Origin of the sequence: Nitratireductor sp. ZSWI3, assembly GCF_024655565.1 — a bacterium.
Classification (GTDB): domain Bacteria; phylum Pseudomonadota; class Alphaproteobacteria; order Rhizobiales; family Rhizobiaceae; genus Nitratireductor.
On record NZ_JANKOF010000108.1, the window covers coordinates 1 to 16,211 of the forward strand.

The 16,211-nt window shown below is 66.2% G+C and carries 14 protein-coding genes and 1 tRNA gene; 12 read left to right on the forward strand and 3 right to left on the reverse strand.

All coding sequences use genetic code 11. The features are described 5' to 3' along the window. The first annotated feature begins 79 nt into the window (after positions 1-79). The 3 genes from NUU27_RS22175 to NUU27_RS22185 all read left to right on the forward strand — a co-directional run bounded on the left by NUU27_RS22175 (position 80) and on the right by NUU27_RS22185 (position 4,364). The gene (locus NUU27_RS22175) at positions 80-1,750 is read left to right on the forward strand and encodes a peptidase domain-containing ABC transporter (protein ID WP_257764481.1); all 1,671 of its coding nucleotides are present in this window, start codon (positions 80-82) and stop codon (positions 1,748-1,750) included. Beyond that, positions 1,750-3,075 carry an HlyD family type I secretion periplasmic adaptor subunit gene (locus tag NUU27_RS22180; RefSeq protein WP_257764482.1) on the forward strand — a complete coding sequence of 442 codons (1,326 nt, stop codon included), beginning with the start codon at positions 1,750-1,752 and terminating at the stop codon, positions 3,073-3,075. Before NUU27_RS22175 ends, NUU27_RS22180 begins: the two co-directional genes overlap by 1 nt. Before the next feature lie 146 nt (positions 3,076-3,221). Then, entirely contained in the window at positions 3,222-4,364 is a 1,143-nt protein-coding gene (locus tag NUU27_RS22185; protein WP_257764483.1) for a hypothetical protein, read from the forward strand. A gap of 35 nt (positions 4,365-4,399) precedes the next feature. Here the strand turns inward: NUU27_RS22185 and NUU27_RS22190 are convergent, their stop codons facing one another. After that, positions 4,400-5,329, reverse strand: a complete 930-nt coding sequence (locus NUU27_RS22190; protein ID WP_257764484.1) for a LysR family transcriptional regulator — start codon at positions 5,327-5,329, stop codon at positions 4,400-4,402. Between the two features lie 103 nt (positions 5,330-5,432). Here NUU27_RS22190 and NUU27_RS22195 point away from each other — a divergent pair, with 103 nt between their 5' ends. The 5 genes from NUU27_RS22195 (at position 5,433) to NUU27_RS22215 (ending at position 10,501) form a co-directional block, all read left to right on the forward strand. Next, on the forward strand, positions 5,433-6,617 hold the full coding sequence (locus NUU27_RS22195) for a CaiB/BaiF CoA-transferase family protein (RefSeq protein WP_257764485.1): 1,185 nt from the start codon (positions 5,433-5,435) through the stop codon (positions 6,615-6,617). Continuing rightward, the gene (locus NUU27_RS22200) at positions 6,614-7,555 is read left to right on the forward strand and encodes a hydroxymethylglutaryl-CoA lyase (RefSeq protein ID WP_257764486.1); all 942 of its coding nucleotides are present in this window, start codon (positions 6,614-6,616) and stop codon (positions 7,553-7,555) included. The genes NUU27_RS22195 and NUU27_RS22200 overlap by 4 nt, the downstream gene beginning before the upstream one ends. A gap of 129 nt (positions 7,556-7,684) precedes the next feature. After that, positions 7,685-8,680, forward strand: coding sequence for a TRAP transporter substrate-binding protein DctP (gene dctP, locus NUU27_RS22205; RefSeq protein ID WP_257764487.1), 996 nt, complete (start codon positions 7,685-7,687; stop codon positions 8,678-8,680). 4 nt (positions 8,681-8,684) lie between these two features. Next, positions 8,685-9,218 (forward strand): TRAP transporter small permease subunit, encoded by a 534-nt coding sequence (locus NUU27_RS22210; RefSeq protein WP_257764488.1) that lies wholly within the window; start codon positions 8,685-8,687, stop codon positions 9,216-9,218. After that, positions 9,215-10,501, forward strand: coding sequence for a TRAP transporter large permease (locus NUU27_RS22215; protein WP_257764489.1), 1,287 nt, complete (start codon positions 9,215-9,217; stop codon positions 10,499-10,501). Before NUU27_RS22210 ends, NUU27_RS22215 begins: the two co-directional genes overlap by 4 nt. An 89-nt stretch (positions 10,502-10,590) precedes the next feature. On the opposite strand, the gene NUU27_RS22220 is transcribed toward NUU27_RS22215, so the two are convergent. Then, positions 10,591-11,259 carry an outer membrane protein gene (locus tag NUU27_RS22220; RefSeq protein ID WP_257764490.1) on the reverse strand — a complete coding sequence of 223 codons (669 nt, stop codon included), beginning with the start codon at positions 11,257-11,259 and terminating at the stop codon, positions 10,591-10,593. A 223-nt stretch (positions 11,260-11,482) separates the two neighbouring features. Further along, positions 11,483-11,572 (reverse strand) — tRNA-Ser (locus tag NUU27_RS22225). Between the two features lie 279 nt (positions 11,573-11,851). Here NUU27_RS22225 and NUU27_RS22230 point away from each other — a divergent pair. From NUU27_RS22230 to NUU27_RS22245, 4 genes are all read left to right on the forward strand, one after another. Next, complete coding sequence (locus NUU27_RS22230) at positions 11,852-13,078, forward strand: septal ring lytic transglycosylase RlpA family protein (RefSeq protein ID WP_257764491.1); 1,227 nt, start codon at positions 11,852-11,854, stop codon at positions 13,076-13,078. Between the two features lie 129 nt (positions 13,079-13,207). Then, complete coding sequence (locus NUU27_RS22235) at positions 13,208-14,419, forward strand: D-alanyl-D-alanine carboxypeptidase family protein (RefSeq protein WP_374567923.1); 1,212 nt, start codon at positions 13,208-13,210, stop codon at positions 14,417-14,419. A gap of 237 nt (positions 14,420-14,656) precedes the next feature. Further along, on the forward strand, positions 14,657-15,334 hold the full coding sequence (gene tmk, locus NUU27_RS22240; RefSeq protein WP_257764492.1) for a dTMP kinase: 678 nt from the start codon (positions 14,657-14,659) through the stop codon (positions 15,332-15,334). Further along, positions 15,334-16,211, forward strand: an 878-nt coding sequence (locus NUU27_RS22245) for a DNA polymerase III subunit delta' (protein ID WP_257764493.1), incomplete at its 3' end; no start/stop codon positions are given. The genes tmk and NUU27_RS22245, both read left to right, overlap by 1 nt.

Consider the following 16,211-nt stretch of genomic DNA (forward strand, 5'->3'; position numbering starts at 1 on the left):
CGGCGAAGACTCCGGCCCGCCTCGGTTTCAGCATGCATTCCCCTCTCAGTTCCAATTCATTCTTCGCGATGGACCACTTATGAGCCAGACGAGCCTGCCAGCGGCACGCGAGATTCCCTTACGATGGTTCGGGCAGACCCTGCACAAATTCGTCCCGATCTTCGCCGAGCTCACATTTCTCGCCATCTGCCTGCGTCTGATCGGCCTTATCCAGCCCTTCATCTTCCAGGTCGTCATCGACCGCATCCTGCCATTCCAGCGCGAGGCCTCGCTGGTCGTCGTGGTGATCGTGCTGGCGGCAGCGAGCCTGTTCCAGAGCGGCTTCAACATCCTGTCGAGCCTGCTCGGAATGCTGACCGCGAACCGCATCACGAGCGAGCTGGGCAGCCGCATCTTCGCTCATCTGTTCAAGCTGCCCCTCAGTCATTTCCGTCGCTGGCCGGTCGGCGAGACGATCACCCGCGTCGGCGAGACGGACACGATCCGCGCATTCCTGCTGGGCACGACGACGGGCGTCTTCCTCGACCTCGTGTTCGTCGTCATCTACCTGGCGATTCTCTTTGCCCTGTCGACCAAGCTGACCTTGCTCGTGCTTGTGGCCTTGCCGCTGCAGATGATCGTCTATCTCGGCTTCGGGCCGTTCCTGCGGCGCCGGCTGCGCGAACAGTTCGACGCCGGATCGAAGCATCAGTCGGGAATGGTCGAAAATCTGTGCGGCGCGGTCTCGGTCAAGGCGCTGGGGGCGGAGAACATCATGCTCGACCGTCTGAACGGCACGCTGTCGCGGTCGCTCGACGCCGGGCGCAGGGTGCAGCTGCTCGGCATCGCCAGCGGCGAGCTGACCTCCATCTTCGAGCGAATGGTGACGATCGGCATCGTCTTTATCGGCGCCCGGCAGGTTTTCTCGGGGGATCTGACGCTCGGCCAGCTCATCGCCTTCCAGCTCGTTGCGGAGAAGATCGCCGGGCCAGTGGCCGGCTTTTCGCGCCTGTGGCAGGACTGGCAGAACCTGAAGGTTTCCCGCCAGCGGCTCGGTGACATCGTGAACACGCCGATCGAGCCTTTCGGCGAGCGCCCGCCGCTTCCGGCAGAATTGCCGCCGCGCCTAGAGTTCCGCAAGGTCGGCTTCGCCTATACGGCCGGCCATCCGGTGCTGCGGGGTTTCAACTTAGTCGCCGAACCCCACACCTGCACCGTCGTGGTCGGTCCCTCGGGAATCGGAAAGTCGACCTTCGGCCGCCTTGCCGCCGGGCTGGAGGCACCGGATGATGGCCAGATCCTGTTTGGCGGCGAGGATATCGCCGCCCGCGACCCGGCCTCGGTGCGCGCCAGGATCGCCTATGTCCCGCAGGAACCCTATCTCTTCTCCGGCAGCCTGCGCGCCAATCTGCTCATGGAAAACGGCGACGCGCGGGACGAGGATCTGCGCGCCGCCCTCAAAGTCGCCGCGGCGGCCGAACTGCCCGAACAGCTGATCGGCGGTTTCGAGGCGGAGGTGGGAGAGCGGGGCAGCGCGCTTTCGGGCGGTCAGAGGCAGCGGGTGGCGATCGCCCGCGCCGTACTGCAAAAGCCCTCCGTCCTGATCCTCGACGAGCCGACGAGCGCACTGGACGAAAACGCCCAGCGCCGCATGGTCCACGAACTGATGGCGCTGAGGCAGCAGATGACCCTCGTCATCATCACGCACCGGCCCGACGTTTTCGCGAGGGCCGACGCCTTCGTCGATTTCGGCCGCTCGGAGGTGTTCTGATGCGCGCCGCCAACACCAGGATCGCTTCGCCCACCCTGCATGTGACAGTCCTCTTCACCGGCGGCGTCTTCCTCGTCTGCCTGATTGCCGCCGCCCTGCTGCGCGTCGAGATCACGGCGCGCGGAACCGGCAAGATCATTCCCGTCGAGCGGGTGCAGGTGATCCAGGCCGAATTTTCCGGGCCGGTGACGGAAATCCTGGTTCGCAACGGCTCGAAGGTGGAAAAGGGCAACCTGCTCCTGCAGCTCGACGCAACGCAGGCCAGCCTAGAGCGCGATACGATCGTTCAGGAAGAGCAGCGTCTCGGCGTGGAAATGTTGCGTCTGGAGAGCTTCCTTGCCGGCCTCGCTCAGGCCGATCTCGTCACCGGAGCCGTCGCGGTCGCTCCCTTCGATCCGCAAGTGAAAGAAGCAGGGGAAGGGCTCGATCCCTCGTTCCTGGAGGAGCAGAGGCAGTTGCTCGCCGCCGAGACGGAAGACGCCGCGGTAGCGCTGCGCCAGGCGATCGCACGGATCGAGGCCAACGAGAAGGCGAAGGAGGTCACCCGCGCCGGCATCGCCAAATCCGACGCGGCGATCGACATCCAGACCGAGCGGCTGGAGGCGGCCGACAAGCTGATCCGCAGCGGCGCGGCCTCGCGCGCGGCCTATCTGTCGGTGCTCGAAACCTACCAGGACGCCAGGAAGCAGCGCGAGATGCTGCTGCGCGAGCTCGACAAGCAGATCGCCACCCGCTCGATCCTCGAGGCGGAGCGCCGGGCCGTTCTGACGGCGCGGATCAACCGCATCCGGCAGCGCCGCAGCGAGATCGACGGCAGGTTGGCCGTCCTTCTCCAGCAACGCCGCGGCGCCGAGCGCAAGATCGCCGCCGCGCGCCTCACCGCACCGGTGTCCGGCACGGTCGAGCAGATGTCGCTCTTCACCATCGGCGGCATCGCACAGTCCGGCGAAAGCCTGATGCGCATCGTGCCGGATGGTGGCGCGCTGGAGGTCGAGGCCGTCTTTCCGAACCAGGACAGCGGCTTCCTGCATGGTGGCCAGGCCGCCCGCATCAAGCTCGACGCCTTTCCGGCGGAGCGTTTCGGATCGGTCAGCGCAAAGGTCCTGGAGGTCTCGGCCGATTCGGTCGAGACGCAACCGGGACGCTGGGAATTCGTCGTGCGGCTGCGGCCCGAGGCGGATTTCCTTGAATCACCCGCCGGCAGATTTCCGCTGCGACCGGGCATGACCGCCTCCATCGACGCGATCACCGGAGACCGCACGCTTTTGAGCTATTTCATCGCCCCGCTGGTCGAGCAGTTCGGGTCGAGCCTCGGCGAGCGCTGAACGAGGCATCATCCGGCATCGGCGCGGCCGAGCGAATAGCCGGCTTTTGATTCGCATCCAAAACAAATCGTTATTTAGCCGCTTACCCGTCCGGCGCTACTCTCTACTCTGGAGCGATTTCGAGATTGTCCGAGGGGAGGAGCGCCATGCGGACGCGTTTCACGATCATTGCCGGTTGCACGACGGCTTTGCTGTTCATGCCGATCCTGTCGGTGGGGCCTGATGGCACACCCGCCTTCCAGTCGAGCCAGGCGCACGCCAAGGGCGGCGGTAATGGCGGCGGAGGCGGCAATGGCGGGGGCAATGGCAACCATGGCGGCAACCATGGCGGCAACCAGGCGAGCAACCGCGGCGGTCACGGGCCGGGCGGCGTTTCCGGCGCCAAGAGCCAGCGGGCCTCGGCGCGATCGTCGAGGAGCGGCCAAGGAAACGGCAAGGGCGTCGGCAATCTTTTCGGCGACATCGTCGGCGCCGCGCGCAGCGCCCTTGGCGGTGGACAGGAGCGCCGCGCCGCCAGAACCGGCATCGAAACCTCGAAGGCGAGGGGCCGCAGCGCCAACCGCACCACCCGGCCGATGCTGGCGAATGCGCCGATTCCCCAGCCGAGGCCGCAGCGCGAGTTGAACTTCAACGCCAAGCTGGCCGGCCTCAATTCGCTAAAACGCAACTACCACGCCTATCTGAACGCCAACGATCCGCGCATGACCGCCGTCCGCAGCTATGTGCTGGCCTCGGCGCAATACGAGATCGCCGCGGAAGAGATCGAAGCCCTGCAGGCTGCGGCCGTCGCCGCTTCCGAAGCGTTCGCACCACATCTCGACGGGATCCAGTCCTATGACGGTTTCGACTATCAGGGTCTGACGGCGGCCGAACTGGAAGCGCGCCTTGAATCGCTGCAAACGGTCGACACGTCCGCCCTGACCGACGACGAGCTTGCGGCGCTCGCCGAAGAGCGCGACGCGTTGGAGAGCGCGCTCGCCAGCGACGAATTTTCTGCCCTTTCGGATGCCGAGAACGAGCTTGCCGAAGCGGAGGAGAGTCTCGACACGCTCGAGGTGGCGACCACCGACGAGGCGCTGACCGAAGCGCTTCTCGCCGCCGCCAACAGGAACCGTGTCGAGCAATATGGCGCCGAAGCCTATGTCGACGAAGAGATGCTGGATTGGGCGAAGGGCGTGCTCGGCGTCGGCGACGCCTATGGCAAGATCGACGAGGTGCGCGCGACGCTCGAAGCGGAAGCCCCCACAGCAGACGATAGTGCCGAAGACGAGATCGCCGTGGTCGAATAGACCGCGGCGGATGGAATACAAGGGCCGGCGCCCCGTCAGTCGCCGACGATGGACGCTTCCCAGCGCCCCGCCGTGACGGCATCGCGGACCAGTTCCAGCATCACTGCGCGGATGGCCTCGAGCGCATAGGTCGCCGGCCGGTCGGCCATCTCGCAGATGTAGAGCGTGCGCGACAATTCAGGCTCGATGATCGGCCGGTAGTGCAGAAGCCCGCTCTCGATGTGCTCATACATGAACAGCTTAGTGCCGACGGCACAGCCGAGCCCGGCCGCCAATGAGGCACCGATGGCCTGCACGGAGTTCATCTGCAGCTTGGCGCGGCTTTCGAGCTTCTTGAGAAGGTTGGTGTCGTCGACCAGCGCGCGGGCCGAAATCCCCTGGCGCAACAGGATCATCGGCATGTCGAGGATCTCGGAAAAGCGCACCGGCTCCTCGCTGTCGCCGATGATCGCCCGGGTTCCCACCAGCACCATCGATTCTTCCAGGACCGGCTGCACGCGAAGGCGGGGGTCGGCCGGTGGGTTGTAGAGCAGCGCGATGTCGACCTCCGAGGCCATCAGGTGCAGCAGCGTCGAGCCGGACAGGCTTTCCGAGAGCGACAACCTCACTTTCGGATAGTCGGAGACGACACGGTGCGCCAGTCCGACGCCGATCGCCTTGACCGCCGAATAGGCCATGCCCACGGAAACCTCGCCGGAGATCTCCTCGCCCGCCTCGCGAATGTCCTTCTCGGCGGCCGACATGGCCTTCAGGATCGACTTGGCGTGCACGTATAGCCGCTCGCCCGAGGCGGTCGGGCGCAAGCCGCGCGGCTTGCGTTCGAACAGCGCCGTGCCGAATTCGGCCTCCAGATTCGCCAGATGATGGCTGAGCGCGGAGACCGCCACACGGCAATGCTCGGCCGCATTCGACAGCGTTCCCTGCTCGTAGATGGCCGTGAAGTAGCGAAGCTGCCGTGAATCCAAGGGTTGCTCCAGCTTTCTGTTTTTTCGAAAGATATGTTAGAAAATTTATGATTTTTCGACGGCTTCGGCAACGCTAGGCTCGATCAGGTTCGAGGAGGACGTGATGGAGCAGAGCTTCCGGCCCCTGGAGGGGTTCAGGGTGGTCGAGATGACCCATATGATCATGGGGCCGTCCTGCGGCATGTTTCTGGGCATGCTGGGGGCGGAGGTGATCAAGGTCGAACCGCCCGAGGGCGACAAGACCCGTGACCTGACCGGCATGGGGCGGCCGTTCTTTCCCCTGTTCAACCGCGGCAAGAAATCCGTTCAACTGGATCTCAAGACGCCCGCCGGGCGGCGCGCCCTGGACACGCTCCTGTCGACCGCCGACGTCTTCGTCGACAATTTTCGCGACGCTTCACTGTCGAAAATGGGGGCGGACCCGGCAAAGCTGCGCGAGCGTTTTCCGAAACTGGTCCTGGCATCCCACAAGGGTTTCCTTTCCGGTCCCTATCAGGACCGCACGGCGCTCGACGAGGTCGTCCAGATGATGACCGGCCTTGCCTACATGACCGGACCGACCGGTCGTCCGCTGCGCGTCGGCTCGTCCGCCAACGACATCATGGGCGGCTTGTTCGGCGCGTTCTCCGTGGTCGCGGCCCTGATGGAGCGCGAGAAGACGGGCAGGGGACGCAGCCTGCGGATCGGCCTTTTCGAGAACTGCCTGCTTCTGGTCGCCCAGCACATGGTGCAGTTCGAGTTGGAGGGCGTGAACCCGCCGCCCATGCCCGAGCGCACCTTCTCCTGGCCCGTCTACGACATTTTCGACACCGCCGACGGGCAGCAGATCTTCGTCGGGGCCGTCACCGAGGGGCAATGGGCCGCGCTCTGCCGCCTGCTCGAGCTGGATGCGCTTCTGGCCGATCCCTCGCTGCAGACCCGCATGGACCAGATCGATGCGCGCGACCGCACCATCCCGGTCGTCGCCAGGGCGATCGCCGCGCGACAGGCTGGCCCGCTGCTCGAGGCGTTCGAGGGGCTCGGCATTCCCTATTCGCCGATCGCCAAGCCTTCGGACATGTATTCCGACCCGCATGTCATGCGCCCCGGCGGGCTGGCGGAGTCAAGGATGCCGAGCGGCGAGAAGTTCCGCGCGCCGTCTCTGCCCTTCGACGTCGACGGCGTCATGCTGAACCGGGCCGGCGACGTGCCGGCGCTCGGCGAGGACACCGAGGCTGTCCTCAGCGCGCTCGGTCTGGACGAGGAGGAGATCCTTCAGGCGCGCGGCCCCGAAAGGAAGGCGGCATGAGCCGCCTGGCATCGGCCTATCCCGCCGACCGCGTCAGCCTGCGCGAGGTCGGGCTGCGCGACGGGCTGCAGCTCGTAAAGGCCTGGCCATCGACCGAAGCGAAACGAGCCTGGCTGCGCGCCGAGCATGCCGCCGGCGTGCGTCATTTCGAGATCGGCTCCTTCCTGCCGGCGAGCCGCATGCCGCAATTCGCCGATATCCGCGAGATCATCGAGGCCGCGTCACAGCTCGACGGCGCCCGTTCTGCAGCGCTGGCGCTCAACGAGCGTGGTGCCGCCGATGCGTTCGACACGAAGGTCGACGAGGTGGTCTGCGTCGTCTCGGCGACCGAGGAGCACAGCCAGGCCAATATGCGCCGCTCGCGCCAGGAGGCGATCGACCTGGTGCGCAGGGCCGTGCGCATGCGCGACGAGCGCGGCCACCATGCGCTCGTCAATGCCGGCATATCGATGGCCTTCGGTTGTTCGATCGCAGGAGACGTGCAGCCTGACGAGGTGCTGCGGCTGACTGAGGCCTGCCTGGAAGCCGGCGCCGACATCGTCGGCATTGCCGATACGGTGGGCTTTGCCGGGCCGCGCCAGGTCGGTGCGCTTTCCAGCGCCATGGAGCGCCTGTGCGGCGGAGCCTTCATCGTGCATCTGCATGACACGCGCGGCATGGGGATCGCCAACGCGTCGGCGGCGCTCGATGCCGGCTGCCGCGTGCTCGACGGCTCGCTGGGCGGCCTCGGCGGCTGCCCCTTCGCCCCCGGCGCCACCGGCAACGTCGTCTTCGAAGATCTCGTATTTCTGTGCGAAACGAAGGGATTCCGTACCGGAATCGACATCTCCGCGCTTGCCGCGGCCCGTTCGATTCCGCAAGAGGCCATGCCCGATGAGCAGTTTTACGGCGCGATCGCGCGTGCCGGGCCGCCGGGCATGATCGACTGGAGGGCATGACCGGGAGCGGAGGCCCGGTCATCAGGTGTCCTGCCCCAGTCAAACCGAGCCGGTTTGGCGGGGAAACGCAGGCCACTTGTTAAATCTGGGGCAAGTTTGCCCCGACACACAACAAGGGAGGATCATTTCATGCACCGCATCAAGACAACACTGGCCGCAACCCTGCTGCTCTCCGTTTCCGCCGTCACCATGGCGCAGGCCGAGACGGCCATGCGCTGCAGCCATCAGCTTCCGCCGGCCCATCACATCGCCAAGGTGGTCGACCGCTGGGCCGCCGAGGTCGAGACGCTGTCGGAAGGCGAGCTCGACGTGCAGGTTTTCGGCGCGGACAGCCTGGTCAAGGCCAACGACAACATCCTGGCGGTCGCCAAGGGCGACATCGAGTGCGCCTTCTCGCTGAACTTCCAGTGGGGCAAGACGCTGCCGCTGATGAACGTTACGGTCGGCCCCTACACCATGTCCTCGATCGAAGCCTGGAAGAAGTGGCCGACCTCGGAGGCCGCCGCCTTCCTGGAGGAGAAGCTGGCCGAGAAAGGCGTGAAGAACGTCGCCTGGATGTTCCAGACCAACACCAGCGTGTTCACCTCGAAGGGCAGGGCGCTGGTCGCGCCCGACGACTTCAAGGGCCTCAAGATGCGCGGCATCGGCCCCGCCTTCGACCGCGGCCTGACCGCCATGGGCGCGACCACGGTGTCGATGCCCGGCAGCGAGGTCTACCAGGCGTTGGCGACCGGCGTGGTGGATGCGGCGATCACCGACGTCGCGGCCGCCTATTCGCGCAAATATTTCGAGGTGCAGGACCATATGACGGTGGTGCCGGTGCTGGCGGCCTATCTGCACGGCTACGTCACTCCGTCCTGGTATGACGGCTTGAGCGACAAGGCGAAGACGGCCCTCGATCAGGCGGGCGAAAAGGCCTCGCAATGGGCGCTGGAAGCCTCCATCGCGGCGGCGGCGGACGCACCGAAACAGCTCGAGGAGAAGGGCGTCACGGTCCACATCGCAACCGACGAGGAGAATGCTGCGCTCAAGGCGGTCATGCAGCCGGCCTTTGCCGAGGGCTTTGCCGATGAGACCGGCGAGGACGGCAAAAAGCTCCTGGACCTGATCGGCAAGCTCCAGTAGCGGCATGAGCTTGGAGAGCAAGTCAGCACGCGGGGAGATGGATGGCGTCTCCTCGCTGCCCGGGCGCCTGGCGGCGGCGCTGACCCGTCTCGGCGGAGCGCTGAGCGCGGTGACCATCCTCGCGGTGCTGGTGACCACCGCCGTCAGCGTCTTCAATCGCTATGTGCTGGGGCGGCCGATCATGGGCGCCGACGAGGCGACGGGCTTCTTGGTCGTCGTCATCGTCATGCTCGGCGCGGCCGAAGCGCTGCGGCGCGGAGACCACATCCGCATCGATCTCCTGTTCGACCGCTTCGGCCCCAGGGGGCGCTGGTGGCTGGACCTGTGGTCCAGCCTCACGGTGCTTGTCTTCGCGGCGCTGTTCTGCATCACCTCCTGGCATACCGTGATCTTTTCGCGCCGCTTCGGCGCCTATTCCACCGGCTATCTGTCGCTGCCGATGTGGATTCCGCAATCGGTCATGGTGGTGGGCGCCGTCCTTCTCGGGATCGCCGCGATCGCCCAGGCCCTGCGCCTTGTTGCGGAGCGGCCGCGATGACGATCTTCCTCATCCTCGCCTTCCTGGTCGTCATGCTGCTCACCGGCATGCCGATCTTCATCGCCTTGTCGCTCTGTTCGGTCATCGTCCTGTGGTTCTTCGAGGGCAAGATCGACGCGATGGCCGACACGGTGTTCGCCAGCCTCAACAACCCGCTGCTCGCCACCATCCCGATGTTTGCCTTCATGGCCCATGTCATGATCAAGGCGAAGGTGGTCGACGATCTCTACGACATGGCCAACAAGCTGGTCGGCCACGTGAAGGGCGGGCTCGGCTTCGCGACGATCCTGTCCTGCACCATCTTTTCCACCATCTCCGGCTCCTCCGTCGCCACCGCGCTCACCATCGGCTCGACGGCGATCCCGCAGATGCAGCGCTTCGGCTACCGGCGCAGCGATACCTACGGCATCATCGCCGCCGGCGGCACGCTCGGCATCCTGATCCCGCCCTCGGGGCCGATGATCCTTTATGCGATCGTCACCGACGCCTCGATCGGCGCCCTGTTCCTGGCCGGCATGATCCCCGGCCTGATCATGGCCGTCGCCTTCGCCGTCTTCTCATGGGTGCAGGCCAACGCGCATGGCGAGACGCACGCCCAGGCATGGCCGGGCACGCGCGAGGTGGCCCGGGCCTTCGTCCGTTCAGTATGGGCCGTGCTGATGCCGCCCATCATCCTCGGCGGCATCTATCTCGGCATCTTCACGGCCGCCGAGGCCGCCGCGGTCGGTGCCGTCTACGCCCTGTTCGTGGCGCTCGTCATCTATCGCAACGTGACGCTCGCAGACCTGTGGGACTGCGCCTGGCAGACCATGCGGACGAGCGCCATGCTGTTCATGATCATCGCCGGGGCAGGGCTGTTCGGCCACGCCGTGACGATCATCCGCCTGCCGGCGGAGATCATGGAGGCCGTCACCGCGCTCGGCCTGACGCAGACCGGCTTCATCCTGGTGGTGATGCTCGCCATCTTCGTGCTCGGCATGTTCCTGGAGACCATCGCCATCATCCTCATCACCACGCCGATCATCCTGCCGGCCATGACGGTCCTCGACATCAACCCGATCTGGTACGGGGTGATGCTGATGATCAATCTCGAGCTCGCCCTGATCACCCCGCCGGTGGGCATGAACCTGTTCGTCATCAAGGGAATCACGGGCGCCCGCCTGTCGGAGATCATCCGCGGCGCTGGGCCTTACGTCGCGCTGCTTCTCGCCGGGCTGGTGATGATCTGGGCCTTCCCGCAGCTCTCGCTCTGGCTACCGGCGAGCGCCGGGTTCGGTCGCTGAAGCGGCGTCGCCGTCGGGTGATTTCACCCGGCGGCCGCATGCTTCCCGAAAGGGCATCGGAAGAAACGTTCGACCGCTGCCGCAGCGCCCTACCAGTTGTAGGACAGGCCTACGGCGACGGTGTGGGTGCGCGGCTCCACGAAGGTCGGGCCGCAGGTGCTGCATTGGACGTCCGCTTCCCCATAATCGGCAAAACGGTATTCGAGGCGCCCGCGCAGGTGATCGGAGAAAGCCATCTCCGCGCCGGCGCCGACCGTCCAGCCCCACACGATGTCGGAGGCGTTCGTGGGAATGCCGATCCCGACATTGGTCCAGGATTCGACCTCGGTCACCGAGACGCCGGCCAGGCCATAGAAAAGCATGTTGTCGACCGGCAGGCCCACCTTGCCGACCAGCGAGGCGTCCCATTTCTGCTCCGTCGTCCGGGTCATCTGCCCCTGAAGCGTGGTCGTCCCGTCGACATCGCGCCAGTTGGCACCGAGTTCGGCGCCGAGGACGATACGGTCCATCTGCCAGTAGTAGCCCGCATAGCCGCCGACCAGCCAGCCGCTTATGTCGCCGTCGGGCGCCGGCCCGAACACCTGTTCGAAATCGGGGATCCGGTGCTCGACCTCGCCCCACGACCCGCCGGCCTGAACGCCGAGATAGAAGCCCGACCAATCATACGGCATCGCATCCGCGCTGGCGGCGGGATCGGCGGCAAAGGCCGGTGCACAAGCCGCTGCGGCGATGGCGCCGGCGAGAAACAGTCTTCTCATGATCTTCCCCCGATGGAACCCGATGAAGAAGCGTCGGGGAAAAGACCGGGCAAGGTCAACCGTTTCCTCGCCGGTCCGGGGTGTGAGCGGACGCTTTGCGCAAGAGGTGTGTCGCAGGGGCAACGACGCGCGGCGCCATTTTGCGAGGAGACTTCTGTCGGGCAACGTTGCCCGAGGTGCCATTCCAAGAAGGATCGCGCTGCCACGTGGAATCGAAGGCAAATGGCGGAGGGAGTGGGATTCGAACCCACGAGACGGTTGCCCGCCTGCCGGTTTTCAAGACCGGTGCCTTCAACCACTCGGCCATCCCTCCGGCGCAACGCTGTATGCGGGAAGTGGTCGGGCTTTTCAAGACGAAACGCCGTTCCTCCGCCGGGAAACACCCGCCGCCGTCGTGCGATTTGCGCATTTCGCCCTTCTTGCCCCTTTCCCGCCACAAACGATTTACAGGGTGCTAAGATGTTTCTGGCATGGGTGCGGAGGGTGCTCGTGCGGATTTGCTGAAAGTGCCGGTTTTTCGAGCTTTTTGAGATGGATGGGGATTTCTTGCGCCGATGAATGGCTGGTCGACGTCTCGAGGGGATTCGCGCGCATGAACCTGCGAACACGTTTGGGTGGGAAGCGCGCGCGCCATCTTTCCGTCATGATTGCCGCAACGGCCGGCGTGGCCCTTTTGTCGGCCTGCACCTCGACGACGCCGAAGGTTGCCGTCAAGAAGACCGGCACCAAGGAGTATTTTGCCGAATCCGAATATGGCGTGAAGGCAAGTCCGCGCGTCAGCGCGCTGCGTTCCAATCTGCCGCGCGGCGGCGGACGCTATCATGTCGGCAAGCCCTATCAGGTGAAGGGCAAATGGTACCGTCCGAAGGAAGATCCCGACTACGTCAAGACGGGCGCGGCCTCCTGGTACGGCGATGCCTTTCACGGGCGCCTGACGGCCAATGGCGAAGTCTATGACATGACCCATCTGACGGCGGCGCATCCCACCATGCCGCTGCCGAGCTATGCCCGCGTCACCAACGTGCAGAACGGCAGCTCGGTCCTCGTGCGCGTCAACGATCGCGGCCCGTTCGCCCACGACCGGGTGATCGACCTGTCCGAGCGCGCCGCCGATCTGCTCGGCTACAAGAGCGTCGGGGTGGCGAAGGTCAAGGTCGAATATGTCGGTCCGGCACCACTCGAAGGGCGCGACGACCAGTATCTCCTGGCATCCTACCGGCCGGGCAACGCGGCTCCCGATCCCTCCGACGGGCTGCCGACGGGCGTGATGATCGCCATGAACGGCCCGACGCCGACGGCTTCGCTGCCGGGCGTGGCTGCCGCCGACGCCTTCGCCAGCCAGCCCGGCCTGGCGCCCGCACCGGCCGCTTCCGATGCGGCGTTCGCGCTGCCGGCCACCGGGCCGATCCTTCCGGACCGTCCGCGGACCCTGCCGTCAAAAGAGGTCGACATGGCGGCCCTGTCCTATGCGGACCGGCGGATCGCCAGCGCTGCCAGCGCCTTCGATCGCGTGCTTGACACCGGCCTGACGGCTTCCGCCGTGCAGCGCTGGTGGAAGGGTTCGCCCGCCGCGCCGGCGGCAACAACCGGCGAAGCCGGTTACCTCAACGCGGGCGCCTTCGCCTCGCGGCGTGAGGCCGAAGGGCTGGCGCAAAGTCTTTCGCGGCTGGGCAGGGTCGACCTGCAGGCGGTGACCGACGATCAGGGCGCGATGCTGTTCGTCGTCAGCGTCATGCCCGACGGTCGCATGGATCTCGACCGGATGCTGGAAACGGCCTGGGCCGAGGGCGCGCAGGACGCATTCGTCGTGCGCCGCTGAAACGCCGGCGTCCTTCTGGACGCCGTGCTTCAGAAATCGTCTGCCCGATCAACCGGCCGGCGTGCTGCCATGCCTTCAAGAGCTTGTGTTTTCCGCGACGGTTGATCGTCGGACCGTCCAGCCTGTACAATGGTGCCGGACGAAAATCGCGGGGGCGATGTGGTGTACCGATCGAGTTTGTTCGCAAAAGCGGCAGCGCTTGCCGCATGCCTGTTCCTGTCCGGCGCACAGACGGCTACCGCTCAGCTTTTCGAAACGCGCGCTGCCCAGGCTCACATGATCGATGCTGAGACGGGCGCCGTCCTCTTCTCCAGGAACGCCGATGCGAAAGTGCCGCCCGCATCGCTCGCCAAGCTGATGACGATGGAAATGGTCTTCGACGCGGTCGAAAACGGCCGCCTGTCCCTGAGCGACGAATTTTACGTCAGCGAGCACGCCTGGCGGACGGGCGGGGCGGTTTCGGGCACGGCCACCATGTTCGCCGAAGTGAAGTCTGAGGTTCCGCTCGAAGCGCTGATCCAGGCGGTCATCGTCCAGGCGGCGAATGACGGATGCATCGTCATTGCCGAGGGGATGGCCGGCTCGGAGGAGAATTTCGCCAGGATGATGACCGAGCACGCCCGCGCGATCGGCATGAAGAGCTCCGTCTTCGTCAACGCGACGGGCCTGCCGGCGTCCGGGCAGCATGTCACCATGCGCGATCTCGTCTTGCTGGCGCGCCACATCTGGCGCGAGCATCCCGACTTCTACAGGCGCTACGCGCAGGAAGCCTTCACCTGGAACAAGATCTTCCAGCGAAACCGCAATCCGCTCCTGCGCATGGACATCGGCGCCGAGGGCATGGCCATCGGCTTTGCCGAGGAAAGCGGCTATGCGCTGGTCGGCGCGATCGACCGCGGCGACCGGCGGCTGTTCGTCGCCATGAGCGGCCTTGAGAGCGCGGAGCAGCGCGCCGAGGAAGCGCGCAAGATCCTCGACTGGGGCGTCCGCGCCTTTGCGAAGACCGAGGTCTTCGCCGCTGGCGAAGTGATCGGCCGCGTCTCGGTCTTCGGCGGTGACCGATCGGATCTTGCGCTGCGGGCGAGGGAGCCGGTGGTCGTCTTCCAGCCGGTAGCCGATGCCGACCGCCTGACCGCGCGCATCGTCTACCAGGGCCCGGTGGCCGCTCCCGTCGAGGAGGGAATGCGGATCGGCACGCTCGAGGTCTGGGTCGGCGATACGCTCAGCCAGCAGACACCGCTCTATGCCGCCGAGGATGTGGGCGTCGGCCGCCTCTCGCACCGCGCGCTCGACGCGGTCGGCGAGCTCCTGACCGGCTGGCTCCGGAAATACCGCTCATAGCCGGCTTTCGTCTCACTTCGTCCAATGGGATGTTGAGAAGCCCCGCATGGCGTGGACCTTTGGGGTTCGAACGCCTAAGTAGGGGGTGAGGCTACCGGGAGCGAGGCTCCCGCGGCCACGGCGCCGTGCGGCCGTTCGGACGCACGAGGGACGCTGAAAGTCTTTGAATCTGCGCATCGTGCTTTCCGAAGATCGATCCGGTATTCGGGCCGATGCGCCGGGCGAAGGGAAAGTCTGTTGCGGCGCGGTTTCTTCATCACATTCGAGGGAGGCGAGGGTGCCGGGAAGTCGACCCAGATCGGGCAGCTGGCCGACAGCCTGCGCGAAGAGGGCAGAACGGTTCTGGTGACCCGCGAGCCGGGTGGATCGCCGGGCGCCGAAGCCGTCCGCCACGTGCTCTTGTCGGGTGCGGCCGAGCCCTTCGGCCCGGCGATGGAGGCGATCCTCTTCGCCGCCGCCCGCTCCGACCATGTCGAGCAGGTGATCCGCCCGGCGATCGAGCGCGGCACCGTCGTCCTGTGCGACCGCTTCCTCGATTCCTCACGCGTCTATCAGGGCGTGACCGGCGACCTGGAACCGGCCTTCATGGAGACGCTCGAGCGCGTCACGGTCAACGGCATGCTGCCGGACCTGACGATCATCCTCGACATCGACCCTGAGGAAGGGCTGCGCAGGGCAGGGGCCCGGCGCGGCAGCGATGCGCCCGACCGCTTCGAGAAGGAGACGCTGTCTGTCCACCGTCGGCGCCGCAGGGCGTTCCTGGAGATCGCCAGGGCCGAGCCCGACCGTTGCGTCGTGGTGGATGCCGAAGATCCGCCGGACAAGGTGGCCGCCGGCGTATTGAAGGCGGTGCGGGCGGCCATGGCGCGCGCCGAACGCGAGAGCGCTCTGAAGCCGATGCGGAGCAGGGCCTGATGTTCGAACGCATCGCTCCCGAACGGTTCGACACGCTGCCCGAGATTCCCGAGCCGGCGGAGAACCCCCTGCTGGTCGGCCACGAAGACGCCGCGGCGATGCTTGCCGGCGCCTACCGCGCCGGGAAGCTGCATCACGGCCTGCTGTTCGCCGGCCCTCCCGGGATCGGCAAGGCGACGCTCGCCTTCCACCTCGCCAACCACCTCTTCAACCACCCCGATCCGGCGGCCGCACCGCAGCATCTGGCAAAGCCCGATCCCGCCTCGCAGACCTTCCGGCTGATCGCGCAGGACGCGCATCCCTCGCTCCTGCACCTGACGCGCCCCTATGTGGAACGCGACAAGAAGTTCAAGACCGTCATCACGGTCGACGAGATCCGCCGCATCCAGCGGTTCCTGTCGCTGACCTCGCATGACGGCGGCTATCGCGTCGTCATCGTCGATCCTGCCGACGACATGAATGTCAGCGCCGCCAACGCACTCTTGAAGAGCCTGGAGGAACCGCCGCCGCGCACCGTCTTCATCCTCATCGCCCATTCGCTCGGCCGTCTCCTGCCGACCATCCGTTCGCGCTGCCAGATCGTGCGGCTGAGCCCCCTCGGCGCCGATCGGCTCGGCGGGCTCCTCAGGGCGCTCGGCGCGCCGGAGACGGAGGGTGAAACCGTCCTTGCCGACCACGCCCGCGGCAGCGTGCGCAACGCCATCCTGCTGGCGCAGTTCGGCGGTGCGGAGATCACCGGCGTGCTCGAACGCCTCGTGGCATCGCGGGACTTTGACGTCGCCGAGGCGCTGCGGCTCGGCGAGGCGGTGAGCGGCCGCGACCGCGACGTTCAGTTCGCGATCTTCAACCGCGCCGTCCTCGACCTGGTCGCCGGGCG